This window comes from Gordonia sp. NPDC057258 (assembly GCF_042668985.1).
Classification (GTDB): domain Bacteria; phylum Actinomycetota; class Actinomycetes; order Mycobacteriales; family Mycobacteriaceae; genus Gordonia; species Gordonia hongkongensis.
The window spans coordinates 92,763-109,879 of record NZ_JBHUXZ010000013.1 but is presented as its reverse complement, the minus strand read 5'-3'; the positions used below and the strand labels follow the sequence as shown (position 1 = coordinate 109,879).

The following is a 17,117-nucleotide window of genomic DNA, read 5'->3' as shown; positions in this document are numbered from 1 at the left end:
GTCTTCTCCTGGGATCGAATCGTCGCGGTGGTCGGGCACTCAGGCGGTCCGGGCCTCGACCGGCTCCTTGACGTAACGCTTCTGCAGAATGGCACCGAGTCGCTCCGGCCGGAGGAAGGCGATGCACAGTGCGCCGCCGATCAGCAGGACGATGCCGGTGATCGTGAACGCCTGGTGCACGCCGGCCGCCATGTTGTCGGCCATCTCCGCGCTGGGCTTCTCACCCTTCGGCGGCGACACATACCCCGCGTCGGTCATGAGCCAGCCGACCAGGATCGGCGAGATGACCGCGCCGAACGACGCCACGCCTCCGAGGGTGGCCATGAGGATCGGTCGCTGCCGAGCGCCGACCGCGTAACCGATCGCGGTGGCGGTCATCGGGAACGCCAGGCTGCATCCACCGGCGAGGCACAGCAGTGCAACCGCAGTGATCCCGGACGACGCCTGGATGGCGATGAAGCACAACCCGGCCAGGACCGCGGCGCAGCCGAACGGGACGGCGATCGCCCGATGTGCCGAACTCCCCCGGTGCAGCATCCGGTGCCCGAGCGCACCCAGTCCGAGCAGGACGAGCGCGCCGACCACCCACGGCACGGTGGTCACCGCACCGACCTCACCGAGCGACAGCCCGACCACGGTGCCCAGGTACTGGGGCAGCCAGGTCGTCAGGAAGCCCTGCACCCAGAAGTTCGACGCCCCGCCGATCACGGCGGAGATGAACGCCAGGCTCAGCAGCGCACGCCAGATCTTGACCGGCTTCTGCTCGTCGACCGCGGAGGTCGCGACCTCCTTCGCATCGGCAACCGTCTCGTCGGTGTCGAGTGCCGGCTCGTCCGGCGACGAGGCCTTCTTGGGACGGTAGGGACCGTCCGCGCCGATCGCCCACCAGGCGATCACCCACACCAGGCCGATGATGCCCAGAACACCGAACGCCCAGCGCCAACCCCATACGGCGATGACCCAGGCCAGCAGCGGCGCCGCGAAGACAGGACCCAGCGTGGAGCCGGCGGCGATCAGGTTCGACGGCAGCGCACGACGTGTGGGCGAGAACCAGGTGTGCGCGGAGGTGAGCGACATGGCCGTCGCGGGACCCTCGGCGCCGCCGAGGATGATCCGCGTCACCAGCAGGATGGCGGCGCCGCCGCCGAGCAGCATCGGGAATTGCAGCACCGCCCAGGTGACGCCCATCGCGAACAGGATCCACTTCACCGAGATCTTCGACGCCAGGAACCCGGTGACGACCGAGACGATCGCGTACAGGAAGAAGAAGGCACTGCCGATGAATCCGAATTCGGTTGCGGTCAAGCCGAGTTCGGGCATCGCGTCGGCCGAGACCAGGCCGAGCACCGCCTTGTCGGCGAAGGCGATGATCTGGAACAGCACGAGCATGCCGGTGACGATCCAGGCCCGTCTCGACATGCGGCCGAAGTCGATTCGTCGATCGGGGGCGGTCGGCGACGACGGCGTCGTCACCGCGGGTTCTCTGAGGCTCATTGGGTTTCCTTGGACTGGCAGGGTGCGAAGACGCCGGGCTGTCGGGGGCTGGCAACGACGTTATGGCCACCCGTCCCTACGGGGATACGAGGGAAATCTTTACTGTCGCCGCGATGCGCGACAGGGCAGACTGGTCCCATCACATGAAGGAGGAACGGTGAGCTCGGCCTACTGGAAACAGCCCATCAGTGAGCAGGCGACCGCGGTCCACGAGAAGGTGGTGTCGGCGGAGATTCTCGCGGAACAGGTCCGTGAGGAGATCGTCGGCACCGACACCGATCTGCGCGCGTGGGTCGAGCTGTCCCCGGGCGTCGTCGACGAGGCACGACGGCAGGATGGGATACCGGGTCGCCGGCCCCTGCGAGGCGTCTCGCTCGGGGTCAAGGACCTCATCGACGTCGAGGGTCTGCCGACCCGTGCCGGTTCACCCGTCACGTCGTCGTCGCCGGCGGCGTCGGATGCGCCCTGTGTCAGTCGTTTTCGCGATCTGGGCGCGGTGATCCAGGGCAAGACGGTCACGACCGAGTTCGGCTACTTCTCGCCCGGGCCGACGCGCAATCCGCACCACCCCGGGCACACGCCGGGCGGGTCGTCGAGCGGTTCGGCCGCCGCCGTCGGGGCTGGCGTCATCCCGGTGGCGCTGGGTACGCAGACCGCCGGCTCGTTGACCCGGCCGGCCGCCTACTGCGGCGCCGCGGGCATGGTCCTCGCGCACGGCTCGACGGATCTGTCCGGCGTCACCGGACTCTCGGAGTCGCTGGACTCGCTGGGCATCCTCACCCGCGACATCGCCGACCTGCAGTACGTGTACACCGCCTTCACCGGCCGCTCGCCGATCGTTCCCGGTCGCTCCACCGTCCGGACCGTGGTGGTGTGGGGCGGCAGCGACCTGCACCCGATCGACCCGGCAATGGCAGACCTGGTCGACCGGCTGCCGGACCTGCTCGAGCGAGCCGACGTCGAGACCCGCGCACTCGAATTCGACGATCATGTCCGCACCCTGGCCGACGACCACGTGACCGTCATGTCCCATGAGGCGGCCGAGACCCTGGACGAGGTCGTCCGGGACCATGCGGCCGCGCTCAGCCCCGCGCTGCTCGACCTCGTCGACGCCGGCCGCGCGGTCCGGCCCGCGGACCACGCGGCCGCCCTCATCCGCCGCGACCGCTCGCGGGATCTGCTGGCCGAGACGCTCGGCGATCACACGGTGATCGTCGGTCCCGCCGCACCCGGCCCCGCACCGAGCGGCCTCGACGCGACCGGGTCGCCGGTCCTGAGCCGACCGTGGCAGCTGCTCGGCTGCCCGGTCGTCGTCGTCCCGGGGGCGACCACGGACTCCGGGATGCCCCTCGGACTACAGGTGATCGGCTTGCCGGGGCGGGAGTCGGCCCTGTTCGAGGTCGCCGCGGTGCTCGAGAACGAGCTCCGGTCCCATCCGGTCGTCCCGGTCTGATCCGGTTGCGAGAGAGAAGATCTGCATGACAGTCAAACCCCGTCCCGAGACGCACCACCGGATGTTCCTCACGTGTTACGAGGACACCTTCAACTACGGCTGGCACCATGTCGACCTGTTCGTGCACGACGAGTACGGCCGGGAGGTCAACTGGGTGCACTGGACCGTCGAGGCCGACGGCCCGGAGGCGGCCGACGAGTCGGTCCGGCGCGAGGAACCCTGGCTCAACCGGACGTCGGAGTGGCGCCATCTGGTGAGTGCCGTCGGGATGAACTACTGGACGGCCGACGCGGCGTGGACGTGACCGCATCGGATGTGACCGCGGCGGTGTACGTCGTCGACGACGACCCGGAACTCTGCGAATCGGTCGACTGGCTGCTCGGCAGCATCGGGATCTCGCCGCGGATCTGCCACAGTGCCGACGACTTCCTCGCGCAGTACTCCGGGGACACCCCCGCGTGCATCGTGCTCGACGTCCGCATGCCGACGATGAGCGGCCCGCGGCTGCAGGAGAAGCTCAACGAGTTCGCACCGCACGTCGCCATCATCTTCGTCTCCGCGCACGGCGACATCCGGATGTCGGTGTCCACCCTGCAGGCCGGCGCGATGGATTTCCTGGAGAAGCCCTACGACCCGCAGCGGCTGCTCGACGCCGTCCAGGCGGGGATGGAGAAGGCGGTCGAACGCTTCCGCACCCACGCGCAGAAGCGGTGGGTGGAATCGAAGGTCGCGCTGTTGACCCCGCGGGAACGCGAGATCCTCGCGCTGGTCGTCGAAGGTCTACCCAGCCAGAACATCGCCCGCCGCCTCGACATGAGCGTCAAGACGGTGGACGTGCACCGTGCCCGGATCAAGAGCAAGACCGACGCCGACAGCATCAGCACGCTGGTCCGGGACATCCTGCGGTTCGACGTCGAGGTGCCGACCAACCCCTAGGGCAACGGATAGGGGTGGCCGGCGCGCTCGGGTCAGTAATAGTCGAGCACGATCTTCTCGCCGGTGGTCCGCGAGACGCAGACCGCCATCACCTCTCCGGACTCTCGCTCGGCCTTGGTCAGCACGTTGTCGCGGTGCTCGGGATCACCGGAGAGGACCTGCATGATGCACGTACCGCAGATGCCCTCCTGACACGAGGTGTCGACGTCGCAGCCGTTCTCCTCGAGGACCTCGACGATGCTCCGGTCGGCCGGGACGTGATAAATCTCGCCGTCGAGTTCGACGTCGAAGGACGTGTTCTCCGACGCATCCGGCTGATCGGTGGCGTGGAAGTTCTCGAAGTGGACCGCGTCGGCCGGGATGAACTGTTCGGCCAATTCCCGGACCTTGGTCATGAACCCGTCCGGGCCGCAGACATAGACATGCGAGCCCTGCGGCGCCGATTCCAGCGCGGCGGTCAGGATCGGTCCGTGGGCCTCACGACCGACGCCGACATGCGCGTGCAGCTTGTCCGGGCAACGCTCCCGCAGCAGCGGCAGGAACGCCGCGTCATCGACTGTCCGGGCGAAGTAGTGCAGCTCGAAGCCGATCCCGTGCACGTCCATGTAGCGCGCCATGCTGAGCATCGGGGTGATCCCGATGCCGGCCGCCACCAGGACGTGATGCGTTGCTGTGGAATCGATCCCGAGCAGGTTCCGTGGCTCGCTGATCTGCAGCCGGTCGCCGACGCGCAGTTCGTGCAGTGCGGCCGAACCACCTCGGGACTGATCCTCGCGCTTGACGGCCACGGCGAAGGACTCCCGCCCGTCGGGCCGGCTGCACAGCGAGTACTGGCGGGTGATGGCGGTCGGCCCGACGACATCGATGTGCGCTCCGGGCGTGTACTCCCCCATCGTCGAGCCGTCGGGCCTCGACAGGTAGAAGGTCTTGATGCTCGGGGTCTCCTGGACGATCGCGGAGACGACGACGTCGGTGAGGGCCATGGCGGTGCTCCTGGTGGTGGCGAATAATTCTCGAGGTGCGATCAGCGGACGAAGAGCCCGCCGTTGACGTCCCAGCACGCACCCGTGACGAAGAAGGCGTTCTCGGCGGTCAGCAGGCCGACCATGTCCCCGATGAACTCGGGGCTGCCCAGCTTCCCGACGGGGATGCCGGCGATCACGGCGTCGAGTTTCTCCGGCGGCACGGTCGCCTTCACGACGGGCAGGTCGTGCGGCCCGGGCGCGATCGCGTTGACCGTGACACCCTTGGCCGCAAGCTCTTTGGCGAAGATCTTGGTGACCGTCAGGATCGCGCCCTTGGACGTGGCATAGTGCGCGCCGGTGGCGGTGCCGCCGTTCTGACCGGCCAGCGACGCCATGTTGACGATGCGGCCGTACCCCTCGTCGGCCATCGCGGCCCCGAAGACCTGGCAGCCGAAGAAGATGCTGTTGACGTTGGTGTTCAGCACGCGGGTGAAGTCCGGCTCGTCGAGCGTCATGAGATCGGCCGCCTGGGTCAATGCCGCGTTGTTCACGACGATCGTCGGTGTGCCCCAGACGGATTGCACATGCGCCAGCGCGTCGACGAAACCCTGCCGGTGCGCCACGTCGAGGACGGCCGCCCGTGCGGTCGACCCGTCGGGCGAGAGTTCTTCGGCGATGCGCTGGGCCGGATCGAGGGCGATGTCGGTGAGCAGGACGCGATGACCGTCCCGGTGCAGCCGGCGGGCGATGTGCGAACCCATGCCGCCGGCGGCACCGGTGACGACCGCGATCCCCTTGTTCGTCGAACTCATGTCCAGGTCCGTCCTCACACCAGGTAACCGGAGGCGCTGACCGCGTCCTCGCTGTCGATGAGACGGGCCACCTTCAGACTGATCCGGTCGTTACCGTCGGAACCGAGGCTGATGGTGTGGGTGAGCTCGGCGCCGATCGTCGAGAAGGCATCGCGCTTGAACGCGTTGAGGATCTGCGCGGACCGCAGGATGACGGTGTCGTCGCTGACGTCCGACACGGTGAACCGCGAGATGACCCGGACCGTGCGGGCAGCGGCGACCGCCGACGGCGCGTAACCCTGCATCATCCGTTCGACGCGCAGGCGCCGCATCCGCTGGTCGTCGTACACCATGTTCAGCGACGAGTCGAAATCGTCGGTGTCGGGATCGATCGGGATGACGTAGTGCGCGTCATCGGTGTAGAGGGCCTCCCACGCCGGGTAGTCCTTGGCGTCGAGGAGTTCGGCTTCCTTCCACACGAGCGCGATCGCGCGCAGGACGCGCGGGTCGTTGAAACTGTGCAGTTCAGTCATCGCTCATCATCTTCTTCCACATGGCGTAGGACTCGCGCATCCCCGTCTCGTCGGTGACATGCGATGTGGGCCAACCCTCTTCGGTCGTGTACTCGCGGTTCTCCCCGCGGTTGACCAGGATCGGCATGTTCGGGTTGCCACCGGCGCCGATCTGGACGCGATCCCATCCCTCGGCGTCGTCGGGGCTGCCGAAGCCGAAGGGGCCCTGGAAGTGCTCGTGGATCCGGAGGCGCTCGCGGTTGATGCTCTCCGGCCCACCGTCCATGCCGATCGCCATGTGCCACACCTCGGTCACGTCCACGCTGATCGGGATGAGAACCCGGAAGAACGACGACGACATGGCGATGTTCGGGAACATGTTGAGGTTGAACCCGCAGCCGTGCATCGAGCGCATGTAGCGACGGATGCGTTCGGGACTCTCCCCCGCCTCGGCGAGTTCGTCGACGAGATGCTGGAACCGCGGCTGCACCTCCTCGGAACCGTCGTCGATGTCGAGGTCCGCGTGCGCGGCCGCCATGATCGCGACGCTGTGACCGTTGCCGAGCGCGTGCGTCTCGGCGGCCGGATCGTCCATGAACGACATCATGTTCGCGGTCTCGGCGTCGACAGAGGCCATCCACGACTTGTGCACCATCGGGAAGTGGTAACCGTCGGTGGTGTTCTCGAGCTGGATCTTCCAGTTGCCCTTGAACCGGAACTTGTGACTGCCGAGGACCTTGGTGGGGAATCCGTTGGACTGCTTCAGGAATCGCTCCATCCAGATCTTCGCATCACCCAGGTGGTCTTCGAGCGGTTCGATCTCGGTGTTGAACGTCGCGAAGATCATGCCGAGATAGCTCTCGGTGCGCAGCTTCTGCAGGGGGAAGTCGTTCTTCTCGACGACGCCCTCGTAACCGTCCGGGTACGGGATGCCGCGCAGTCGACCGTCGAGGGTGTACGACCAGTTGTGGTACGGGCAGGTGAAGCCGTTGGCCTTGCCGCTGCGCTGGTCGCACACCGTCGCCCCGCGATGCCGGCACCGGTTGAGCAGGGTGTTGAAGTTGCCCTTGCGATCCCGGGTCACGATGACCGGTTGGTCCCCGACCTGGGTGGTCTTGAACGAGCCCGCCTCGGGGACCTCGCTCTCGTGCGCGACCCACACCCAGGTGCGGTAGAAGATCTTGCGCATCTCCTCGGCGAAGATCTCGGGATCGGTGTACAGCTGACCGGCGACGCGGTCCTTCTCGGCGAGGTCCGCGAAGCCGCGGGTCGGCCGCTCGATGGTGGTCATCGATGTTCCTTCGTGTGTCGACCGCGCCGGGGCGCGGAGAGGGGCTGTCGGTGCGCGAGAGATCAGGAGGCGGTGCTCATGAGGGGACGTCGTCGCGGATGGTGAGGGCTCGTCCCATCCGCGCCTCGACCTTGAAGTACTTCCAGAGCGCATGTTCACCGACCATGATGGTGCGCAACAGGTTGCAGGCCGCCCGGACGGTCGGCTGGTCGCGCACGTCGGCGAGGACGTAGAACGTCCACGGCCAGCCGTCGGACGGGCCGACCATGTGGGCGTCGTCGTCGAAGGTCCCGATGATCTCGACACCGTCGAGGTTCTTCAGACTCGTGAGGAACTCCATCGTGGCCTCCCACACCGGACCGATGTCGGCCTTGGGCAGGTCGAAGAAGTTCTGGTTGTTCCCGACACAGAACAGCGTGCGCAACGGTTCGTCGGACATGGGTGATGGTCTCCTCGCGGTCGTGACGTCTGGGCTGGATGACGGGTGGGTCAGGGAAAGCTGGGGATTCCGGCCTCGAGGCCGAGAAGCAGTGCACCGGCGGCCTCGTAGGTGTTGGTCTGCAGCATCGCGTGCTGCGCGGGCACCAACGCGTCCTGCAGGAACCGCTGCAGCGGATGGGTCTCGTAGATGGCCCCGGTGCCGGCGAGGTCGAACACCTGCAGCACGACGCTGCGCCCGACGTGCGCGGCGTGGGTGGCACTCAACCGCAACAGGGCCTGATCGTCGGTCGAGATGTGCTGTCCCGCGACGGCCTTGGCCCACACCCGGTCGGTGCTGTCGTAGAAGAACGCTCGCGCCGAACGCAATTCGGCCTCGGCGACCGCCAGGCCGCTCTTGTACGCCGGCCGGTTGCCCTTGCTGGCACCTCCGGTGATCGAGGTCCGCGCCGCGCCAACCTCGATCGCGTAGTCGAGGGCGCCCCGGGCCGCGCCGAGGGTCACCACCGCCAGCACCTGCGCGGCGTAGGCCAACGCGGGGTACCGGGTCAGGGGTTCGTCGATCTGCGGAGCGCCGCCGCGCACGAAGGTCATCTCCTCGGGCACGAACACGCGGTCGGCGCGGATGGCATGGGAGCCGGTCGCCTTCATCCCGGCGACATCCCAGTTGTCGACGATCTCGACCTCGGCCGGATCGACCAGCGCGGTCAGCGGTTTGCCGCCGGTCTCGGGTCCGCCGGCCAGACCGATCCCGAGGAGGTCGGCGCCGCGACATCCGCTGGCGAACTGCCAGACCCCCGAGCACAGGTAGCCGCCGTCGACCCGCTGTGCCTCCTGCATGGGGAACAGCCCGCCCGCGTAGGCGACATCGGGACCGTGCGCGTAGATCTTCTGCTGGGTCTCGGCCGGCAGCGCGGCGAAGTAGACCAGCGACGATCCGAAACTGGACACCCACCCGGTGGCAGGGTCGACGGCGGAGATGCGTTCGACCAGCGACATGAAATCCGACGGTGCCATCGGCTCGCCACCGAACGCCGCCGGCGTCGAGGCCCGGTACATTCCGGCACGCTTCAGCAACGCGATGAAGTCGGCGGGCACGTAGCGCTGCGAGTTGAACTCGTCCCGACGATCCCGGAGCACGTCGAGCGCGTGGTCGAACGCGGCGTCGCGCGCCGCCCCCGCCGGTTCCGCACACACCCGTTCGGTCAGGCTCTCCGCGGTCATCATGTCTCCGTTCGGAATCGACTCTCGATCTCGAGTCCGACACTATGGACGCGAGACCCGACGCGGTATCGGGATTTCCCGCGCCGCGGGTAAGCAATTCCTTACTTGCGTGTCCTCACCCGCATGGCATCGTGGCGGGGGCGAAGACGAGAACTCGGCGAAGGTGAGGTGATGGCGATGTTCCCCGCCCGTCGGGACTTCGAGCAGATGATCCTGCACACCGGCACCGGCATCCTCATCCACGAGGCGAGTTCGAAGAACATCCTGTGGGCCAACCCGGCCGCGTGCCGGATCTTCGGGTTCACCCTGGAGGAACTCAAGCCCCTCAAGGCACACCACATGAGCGCCCAGGAGCGTCAGTACCGTCGCGAGGTCGGCGTGGCATGGCTCCAGTCCGCGGTGGTGCACGGGTCGAGCCGCAAACAGTGGAAGTACCGCGCCAAGGACGGCACCGAGTTCCTCACCGATGCCCGCGCGACCCTGGTGCGCTGCGAGGACGGGCCGGTCGTGATGGTCGAGTTCCGCAACATCTCCGACGAGGTCGAGTTGCAGGAAGAACTGACCTGGGTGTCGGAGTCGTTGCAGCGCATCATGACCCACACGTCGGCCGGGATCGTCGTGCTCGACGACGACAACTGCATCGACGACATCTCCCCACTGGCCGCCAAGCTGTTCGGCCGCACCCCCGCGGAGCTGTCGGGCGTCCATCTGGAAGACCTCGGCCGGTGTGAGCCCCGGCTGACCAGTGACCCTGTCATCGAACGGCTGACGGACGGAGCGGGCTCGGTCGAGATCCAACAGGAGATCATCAAGGACGACGGCAGCACCGTGTGGCTGGCCGGCGAACTCGAGATCGTCGCCCACGACGGCATCTCCTCGCGGGTCCTGACCGTGCGCGACGTGACCGACCGCGTCGAATGGGAACGCCGCAACGCCTACCAGGAGGCCAACCTCCAATATCTGAGCCGTTACCACGCGATGGGTGACATGGCGATGATCCTGGCCCACGAGCTCGGTCAACCGCTCGCGGCGTCGACCAACTACCTGAGCGGGCTCAAGGCCCGCGTCTCCGCCGACACCGTCGACGCCCGCAGCCTCGCCTACGGCATCGACCAGATCGAGAAGCAACTCCACCGCGCCGCCGACATCGTGGCCTCCGTCCGCCGCTACGTACGACGCATCGAGAGCACCTCGACGCTCATGGATCTCAACGAGACCGTCGAGGAGAGCCTGTACTTCGTGCGACTACGCGCGGCCGAGCAGGGCGTACGCGTGTACGCCGAGATCCCCGACCGCGACCTGCCGATCCAGGGCGAGAACGTGCTCATCGGACAGGTCATCATCAACCTGTGCGTCAACGCACTCGACGAGATCGTCCGTCCGACAACCGAGGTGAAGGAACTGACGATCCAGACCGGCGAGTCCGACGGACTGGCCTCGGTGTGGATCCGTGACCAGGGACGCGGCATGACGGGCGCGCCCACCGATCGCCTCGCCTCCGGCGCGTTCTCGTCCAAGCAGGACGGTTCCGGAATCGGGCTCATCATCTCCGAGCACATCGTCGAACGCCACGGCGGGACGATCCGGTACCTGCCGAACGAACCGTCGGGAACCACCGTCCAGGTGACGCTCCCTCTCGCGACGATCGCCGAGGACGGCGCCGGCCACTCCCCGGCTCCCGCGTCGCCGTTTCCGTCCCGCTGATTGAATCCAATCAGCGGGACGGAAACGAGGCCGCGCGAATTAGCCCCGGCTAGGCGTTCGCGTTGGCGAACGAGTCCAGGCTGCTCGTGGCGTCGATGTACTCGGTCACCCACCGCTCGATCACCGCAGAGGTCTTCTCGACCTTGCGGAACTGCCCGACCACCTGCCCGACCGGGTTGAAGGCGACGTCGATGCTCTCGTCGGGGTACTTGTGCGTCGCGGCCACCGCCATCCCGGAGACCATGTACTGCAACGGCATCCCCAGCGGATCGGGATTCTTCGGATCCTCCCAGGCCTCGGTCCAGTCGTTGCGCAGCATGCGGCACGGCTTGCCGGTGAACGATCGGCTCCGTACGGTGTCCCGGCTGGAGGCGTCGATGTAGGTCTGCTGCTGGACCGGGGTGTTCTCGGCCTCCTCGACCATCAGCCACTGCGATCCGGTCCACGCGCCCTGCGCGCCCAGGGCCAGCGCGGCCGCGATCTGTTCACCGCTGCCGATACCGCCGGCGGCCAGAACCGGCACCGGCGCAACCTCTTTGACGACCTGCGGCCAGAGCACGATGGAGCCGACCTCGCCGCAGTGACCGCCGCCCTCGCCGCCCTGGGCGATGATGATGTCGACACCCGCATCGGCGTGCTTGCGGGCCTGCTTCGGCGATCCGCACAGCGCGGCGACCTTGCGGCCGGCGGACTGGATCTTCTCGATCATGTCGGCGGGTGGCGTCCCGAGGGCGTTCGCGATCAGGGTGACCTTGGGGTGCTGGAGCGCGATCTCGACCTGCGGCGTGGCAGTGGCCTCGGTCCAACCGAGAAGCTGCAGGGAGTTGTCACTGTCCTCGTTGAGCGGCACGCCGTGGTCACGCAGGAGCTTGCGCCCGAAGTCGAGGGTCTCCGCCGGCACCATCGACTGCAACATCTTGGTGAGTTCCTCGCCCGACATGTTCGAGTCCATGCCCTCGTACTTGTTCGGGATGACGATGTCGACGCCGTAGGGACGGTCGCCGATGTGCTCGTCGATCCACTTGAGCTCGATCTCGAGCTCCTCGGGGGTGAAGCCGACCGCGCCGAGCACTCCGAAACCGCCCGCCTTGCTCACCGCGACCACCACGTCCCGGCAGTGGGTGAACGCGAAGATCGGGAACTCGATACCGAGCTCGTCGCAGATCGGGGTGTGCATGGAAGACTCCTCGCCCGTCAGAAGAACAACCAGAATTAGAACGTGTTCTACTCTGAATACCAGGCGAGGCGGTCACGGACAAGCGAGCGGGCCGAATCAACCCGGCGCCGGGAGCGAAGCGAGCGGGCCGAGTCGACCCGGTCACTGTCCGTAGGGCTGCCGCGCCGTCTCGGGGTCGCCGTAGGTGATGGCGCGCTCCCGCCGGGTGTCGGTGAGCAGCGTTGCGCCCCACGTCATGACGGTTCCCATCCGGTTGCGGACACCCGCCAGGAAGGCGATGTGGATGACGCCCCAGGCCACCCAGCCGAGGAACCCCGACAGCTGGAGCGGGCCGGACTGGACGATCGCGTGGCGGCGGGCGATGTAGGCCGCGGTTCCCAGATCGCGGTATCTGAACGGAGTTCTTTCCTGTTGCCCTGCAACGGTTTCCGCGATCACCGCCCCGGCGTGCCGGCCGCCCTGCATCGCCACCTCGGCGACCCCGGGCAGGTCTCGGTAGGAACTCATGTCGCCGCAGACGAAGATGTCGGGATGGCCCGGGACCGAGAGATCGGCCTCGACCGGTATCCGCCCGCCGCGGTCCTGTTCGACACCCAGCGACCGGGCGAGTGTGGTGGCGAAGGGGACGGCCTCGACGCCCGTCGTCCACAGCGTCGTGCGCGCCGGGTAGACGTTCTTGGTCCCGTCGGCCTTGCGGGTCGTCTCGACGTGGTCCTCTCCGACCCCGGTGACGTGCACGCCGAGGTGGGTCTCGACGCCGAGGTTGTCGAGCGTGCGCTGGGCGCTGGCCGAGAGCCGCGTCGAGAACGACGGCAGCACGCGGTCGCCGCCGTGGAGCAGCAGCACCCGCGCCTGCGCCGGATCGATCGCGTCGAACTCGCGCTCGAGCGCCAGGGTCGCGACCTCCCGGATCTGTCCGGCGAGCTCGACGCCGGTCGGGCCGCCGCCCGCCACCGCGAAGGTGAGCCAGGACCGCTGCTCCTCCGGGTCGGTGATCGTCTCGGCCATCTCGAACGCGGCCATGATCTTGCGGCGGATCGACAGCGCGTCATCGAGCGTCTTCATCCCGGGCGCGAACTCCGCGAACGCCTCGTTGCCGCGGTAGGCGGTGCGCATGCCGGCGCCGACCACGAGGTAGTCGTAGCCGAGACGGAACGACGACCCGTCGATGCGGTCGACCGTCACCTCGTGACCCTCGACGTCGATGCCCGACGCCTCGCCGAGGACGACGTCGAGGTTCTTGTGCCGACGGGTCAGATGCCGAACCGGGCTGGAGATCGCGCCCTCGGACAACAGACCGGTGGCGCACTGGTACAGCAGCGGCTGGAACAGATGGCTGGTCCCGCGGTCGACGATGGTGACGTCGACCGGCTCGTTCTTGAGCCTGCGGGCGCAGTGCATACCCGCGAATCCGGCACCGATCACAACAACTCTGGGTCTCGAGGGGGCCATTCGACCGATTGTTCCAGACATTTCGCGGTTCTCGGCGGGTGTTTACCGCCTCTACGGACGGGTATGCCTCGCGACGTGGAAGCCAAAGTCTCCTTGACCGTGAACGGTGCCGAACACGACGTCGTCGTGGACACGCGAACAACACTGCTCGACGGTCTGCGTGACCGGCTGGGCATCTTCTCGCCGAAGAAGGGCTGCGATCACGGTCAGTGCGGTTCGTGCACCTTGCTGGTCGACGGCAGGCGCATCGTCAGTTGCCTGTCCTTCGCCGTCTCCTACGAAGGCAGCGACATCGTCACCGCCGAGGGCCTGGGCGACGGTGACGAGCTACACGACATGCAGCAGGCGTTCATCGACGAGGACGCCTTCCAGTGCGGCTACTGCACCCCCGGCCAGCTGTGCTCGGCCATCGGGATGCTCGACGAGGCGAAACAGGGGTATCCCAGCCACGTCACCGAGGACCTCGACCCGTCGTCGAGCGGCGACGCGAGTCCGTTGGCCGACGACGAGATCCGGGAACGGATGAGCGGCAACCTCTGCCGATGCGCGGCGTACCCGAACATCCTCGCGGCGATCCGACAGGCGGCCGATCGATGATCCCGTTCACCTACGAGCGTGCGACCGACGTCCCCGCCGCCGTGAACTTCCTGCGGGATCACGACGGCGCGAAGCTGATCGCCGGCGGCACCAACCTGGTCGACCACATGAAGCTGGGCGTCGCCGACCCGCCGGCGCTGCTCGACATCTCACGCCTGCCGCTCGACGACATCACCGAACGCCCCGACGGCTCGCTCCGGCTCGGCGCCACCGCCCGCAACGCCGACACCGCCGCCCATCCCCTCGTCCGGCGCCGCTACCCCGTCCTGGCCCGCGCCCTGCTCTCGGGCGCCTCGGCGCAGTTGCGCAACCTCGCGACCAATGCGGGAAACCTGTTGCAGCGCACCAGATGCGTCTACTTCCAGGACGTCACGACCCCGTGCAACAAGCGGACGCCGGGCTCGGGCTGCTCGGCCGTCGGCGGATACACGCGGTATCACGCCATCCTGGGTGCATCCGAGACCTGCGTCGCGACCCACCCCTCCGACATGGCGGTGGCCCTCACCGCCCTCGACGCGCGCATCGTCGTGCAAGGCCCCGACGGCGAGCGCGTGGTGGACATCGGTGACTTCTACCGGCTCCCGGGTGAGCATCCCGAGCGCGACACGGTGCTCGAGCCGCACGATGTCATCGTGGCCATCGACGTGCCACCGCCCCTGCCGGACTCGTCGTCGACCTACCGCAAGGTGCGCGACCGTGCGTCGTACGCCTTCGCGCTCGTGTCCGTCGGGGCCGAGGTGAGCATGGACGGTGACGCCATCGGCGAAACGCGGATCGCGTTCGGCGGTGTCGCGCACAAGCCCTGGCGGGCCGCGCGGGCCGAAGAGGTGCTGCGTGGTCAGCGACCGTCGACCGAATTGTTCGCCGCGGCAGCCGATGCCGAACTCGGCGAGGCCCGTGCACTCGAGGGCAACGAGTTCAAGGTGCCCCTCGCCCGCCGCACCCTGATCGCCACCCTGCGGGAGCTGAGCACTCGATGACCGCGATCGGTACCTCCCACGCCCGCATCGACGGCGCCGACAAGGTGCGCGGCACCGCGCCGTATGCCTACGAGCACCTCACCGAGGCCGCGTACCTGTGGCCGATCACCGCGACCATCGCGCGCGGACGCATCACCGGATTCGACACGGCCGCAGCCGAATCGACGCCCGGTGTGCTGTACGTACTCACACCCGAGAATGCACCGGAACTGGCCGACACCTCCAGCGGCGACCTCACGATCCTGCAGTCGCCCGAAATCGCCTACCGCGGGCAGCTGATCGGCGCCGTCGTCGCGGAGAGTCCCGAGACGGCACGCGAAGCCGCCTCGGCGGTGACCGTCACCTACGACGAGGACGCCCACGACACCGAGTTCCGCGTCGATCACCCCGACAGCTACCGGCCCGAACAGGTCAACGGCGGGTTCGAGCCCACCTCACAGGACGGCGACCCCGATCGAATCCTGGACGAAGCGGCCAGTACCACCGGCGGGGACACGGTCACGGTCGACCAGTGGTACTCCACCCCGGAGGAGCACAACAACCCGATGGAGCCGCACACCGTGGTGGCCACCTGGGATGCGGATGCCGCTGTCCTCACGCTCTACGACTCGACCCAGTCGACCCAGGGCGTGGTGTCCTCGCTGGCGCCGGTGCTGGGTCTCGAACCCGAGCAGATGAGGGTGATGGCGCCGCACGTCGGCGGTGGATTCGGGTCGAAGGGCTCGCCGCACTCGCACGACGTGCTCGCGGCCATGGCGGCCATGCGCCTGCCCGGTCGTCCGGTGAAGTTCGCGGTGACCCGGCAGCACATGTTCGTCTACGTCGGACACCGCGCGCCCACCCGATCCCGTCTGCGGCTGGCCGCCGATCGGGACGGCCACATCACCGCGATGGTGCACGAGGCATTCACCCACAGCGCACACGCCGGGGAGTTCGCCGAGCAGGCCGCGGTCACCTCACGATCGATGTACTCGGCCGACCATCGGCGGACCGATCACCACGTCGTCCCCCTCGATGTCCCGGTCCCGTTCTGGATGCGTGCGCCCGGCGAGGCTCCGGGGATGTTCGCCGGCGAGGTCGCCATGGACGAGCTCGCACATGCCCTCGACCTCGATCCGATCGAGTTGCGTGTGCGCAACGAACCGCCCGAGGACCCCGAGACGGGCAACCCGTGGTCGTCGCGGCGGCTGCTCGACTGTCTCCGCGAGGGGGCCGGACGATTCGGCTGGGAGCGGCGTGTGGCGGAGCCGGCGGCCCGCCGGAACGGTCGGCAGCTGGTCGGCCTGGGGGTCGCGTCGTCGACCTATCCCCACATGGTGCAGCCGGGCAACGCGGCGTCGATCACCCATCGCGACGGGCGGTACACGGTCCGGATCGCCGCCACCGACATCGGCACCGGTGCGTGGACGACCCTGAAGATCATCGCCGCCGACGCGCTCGACGTACCCACCGACGTCGTCGACATCGAGATCGGCGACAGCGCGCTGCCCAGCGCGACCGTCGCCGGCGGTTCGTCGGGCACCTCGTCCTGGGGATCGGCCATCGTCACCGCCGCGCATCAGTTCCGTGCACGTTTCGGCGACGATCCGCCTCCGGACGCCGAACTCAGCGCGGAGGCGGCGGACAACCTTGATCTCGAGAAGTTCACCGTGGCCTCGTTCGGCGCGCACTTCGTCGAGGTCGGCGTCGACATCGACACCGGGGAGATCCGCATCCCGCGCATGCTCGGGGTGTTCTCCATCGGCCGCGCCATCAACCCGCGCACCGTCCGTTCGCAACTCATCGGCGGCATGACCTTCGGTATCTCGATGGCGTTGCACGAGGAGAGCGTCCGCGATCACCGGTTCGGCCACGTGGTCACGCAGGATCTCGCCGAGTACCACATCCCCGTGCACGCCGACATCGCCGACGTCGACGCGATCTGCCTCGACGACCGCGACGAACACGCCACCCCGATGGGTTCGCGCGGAGCGGGCGAGATCGGGATCGTCGGCAGTGCCGCCGCGGTGGTCAACGCGATCTACAACGCCACCGGGGTACGGGTCCGGAACCTGCCGGCGCACCTCGACGATCTGCTCGGCGGACTGCCCGACCAGTAGTCGC

At 67.9% G+C, this 17,117-nt stretch carries 16 protein-coding genes; 7 read left to right on the top strand and 9 right to left on the bottom strand.

Translation table 11 applies throughout. From position 1 onward, the window contains the following. Positions 1 to 39: 39 nt before the first annotated feature. Positions 40 to 1,494, bottom strand: coding sequence for an MFS transporter (locus ACFUEJ_RS11975; RefSeq protein ID WP_055475076.1), 1,455 nt, complete (start codon positions 1,492 to 1,494; stop codon positions 40 to 42). A 157-nt stretch (positions 1,495 to 1,651) separates the two neighbouring features. On the opposite strand from ACFUEJ_RS11975, the gene ACFUEJ_RS11970 reads away from it, so the two are divergent. From ACFUEJ_RS11970 to ACFUEJ_RS11960, 3 genes are read left to right on the top strand one after another with little or no spacing between them, the layout of a single operon-like run. Continuing rightward, entirely contained in the window at positions 1,652 to 2,947 is a 1,296-nt protein-coding gene (locus ACFUEJ_RS11970; protein ID WP_055475077.1) for an amidase, read from the top strand. A 25-nt stretch (positions 2,948 to 2,972) separates the two neighbouring features. Further along, positions 2,973 to 3,251, top strand: a complete 279-nt coding sequence (locus ACFUEJ_RS11965) for a hypothetical protein (RefSeq protein WP_055475078.1) — start codon at positions 2,973 to 2,975, stop codon at positions 3,249 to 3,251. After that, positions 3,248 to 3,883, top strand: a complete 636-nt coding sequence (locus ACFUEJ_RS11960; RefSeq protein ID WP_374100783.1) for a response regulator transcription factor — start codon at positions 3,248 to 3,250, stop codon at positions 3,881 to 3,883. Before ACFUEJ_RS11965 ends, ACFUEJ_RS11960 begins: the two co-directional genes overlap by 4 nt. A 32-nt stretch (positions 3,884 to 3,915) precedes the next feature. On the opposite strand, the gene ACFUEJ_RS11955 is transcribed toward ACFUEJ_RS11960, so the two are convergent. From ACFUEJ_RS11955 to ACFUEJ_RS11930, 6 genes are all read right to left on the bottom strand, one after another. After that, positions 3,916 to 4,866, bottom strand: coding sequence for a PDR/VanB family oxidoreductase (locus ACFUEJ_RS11955; protein WP_055475079.1), 951 nt, complete (start codon positions 4,864 to 4,866; stop codon positions 3,916 to 3,918). Positions 4,867 to 4,907: 41 nt separating this feature from the next. Beyond that, positions 4,908 to 5,660 (bottom strand): SDR family NAD(P)-dependent oxidoreductase, encoded by a 753-nt coding sequence (locus tag ACFUEJ_RS11950; RefSeq protein WP_055475080.1) that lies wholly within the window; start codon positions 5,658 to 5,660, stop codon positions 4,908 to 4,910. Between the two features lie 14 nt (positions 5,661 to 5,674). After that, the gene (locus ACFUEJ_RS11945; protein ID WP_055475081.1) at positions 5,675 to 6,172 is read right to left on the bottom strand and encodes an aromatic-ring-hydroxylating dioxygenase subunit beta; all 498 of its coding nucleotides are present in this window, start codon (positions 6,170 to 6,172) and stop codon (positions 5,675 to 5,677) included. After that, a complete protein-coding gene (locus ACFUEJ_RS11940; RefSeq protein WP_055475082.1) occupies positions 6,165 to 7,442 on the bottom strand; it encodes a Rieske 2Fe-2S domain-containing protein in 1,278 nt (425 codons plus the stop codon). The genes ACFUEJ_RS11945 and ACFUEJ_RS11940 overlap by 8 nt, the downstream gene beginning before the upstream one ends. A gap of 76 nt (positions 7,443 to 7,518) precedes the next feature. After that, the gene (locus tag ACFUEJ_RS11935) at positions 7,519 to 7,881 is read right to left on the bottom strand and encodes a hypothetical protein (RefSeq protein WP_055475083.1); all 363 of its coding nucleotides are present in this window, start codon (positions 7,879 to 7,881) and stop codon (positions 7,519 to 7,521) included. A gap of 50 nt (positions 7,882 to 7,931) precedes the next feature. Next, positions 7,932 to 9,107, bottom strand: a complete 1,176-nt coding sequence (locus ACFUEJ_RS11930; RefSeq protein ID WP_055475084.1) for an acyl-CoA dehydrogenase family protein — start codon at positions 9,105 to 9,107, stop codon at positions 7,932 to 7,934. 174 nt (positions 9,108 to 9,281) lie between these two features. On the opposite strand from ACFUEJ_RS11930, the gene ACFUEJ_RS11925 reads away from it, so the two are divergent. Then, positions 9,282 to 10,808, top strand: a complete 1,527-nt coding sequence (locus ACFUEJ_RS11925) for a PAS domain S-box protein (protein ID WP_165630870.1) — start codon at positions 9,282 to 9,284, stop codon at positions 10,806 to 10,808. Between the two features lie 49 nt (positions 10,809 to 10,857). Here the strand turns inward: ACFUEJ_RS11925 and ACFUEJ_RS11920 are convergent, their stop codons facing one another. Both ACFUEJ_RS11920 and ACFUEJ_RS11915 read right to left on the bottom strand, forming a co-directional pair. Then, the gene (locus ACFUEJ_RS11920; protein WP_065632762.1) at positions 10,858 to 11,985 is read right to left on the bottom strand and encodes a nitronate monooxygenase; all 1,128 of its coding nucleotides are present in this window, start codon (positions 11,983 to 11,985) and stop codon (positions 10,858 to 10,860) included. A gap of 141 nt (positions 11,986 to 12,126) precedes the next feature. Further along, on the bottom strand, positions 12,127 to 13,437 hold the full coding sequence (locus ACFUEJ_RS11915; RefSeq protein WP_165630251.1) for an NAD(P)/FAD-dependent oxidoreductase: 1,311 nt from the start codon (positions 13,435 to 13,437) through the stop codon (positions 12,127 to 12,129). A gap of 75 nt (positions 13,438 to 13,512) precedes the next feature. On the opposite strand from ACFUEJ_RS11915, the gene ACFUEJ_RS11910 reads away from it, so the two are divergent. From ACFUEJ_RS11910 to ACFUEJ_RS11900, 3 genes are read left to right on the top strand one after another with little or no spacing between them, the layout of a single operon-like run. After that, on the top strand, positions 13,513 to 14,034 hold the full coding sequence (locus ACFUEJ_RS11910) for a 2Fe-2S iron-sulfur cluster-binding protein (RefSeq protein WP_207624906.1): 522 nt from the start codon (positions 13,513 to 13,515) through the stop codon (positions 14,032 to 14,034). Then, positions 14,031 to 15,014 (top strand): xanthine dehydrogenase family protein subunit M, encoded by a 984-nt coding sequence (locus ACFUEJ_RS11905; RefSeq protein ID WP_165630252.1) that lies wholly within the window; start codon positions 14,031 to 14,033, stop codon positions 15,012 to 15,014. The genes ACFUEJ_RS11910 and ACFUEJ_RS11905 overlap by 4 nt, the downstream gene beginning before the upstream one ends. After that, entirely contained in the window at positions 15,011 to 17,113 is a 2,103-nt protein-coding gene (locus ACFUEJ_RS11900) for a xanthine dehydrogenase family protein molybdopterin-binding subunit (RefSeq protein WP_165630253.1), read from the top strand. Before ACFUEJ_RS11905 ends, ACFUEJ_RS11900 begins: the two co-directional genes overlap by 4 nt. Positions 17,114 to 17,117: the final 4 nt, after the last annotated feature.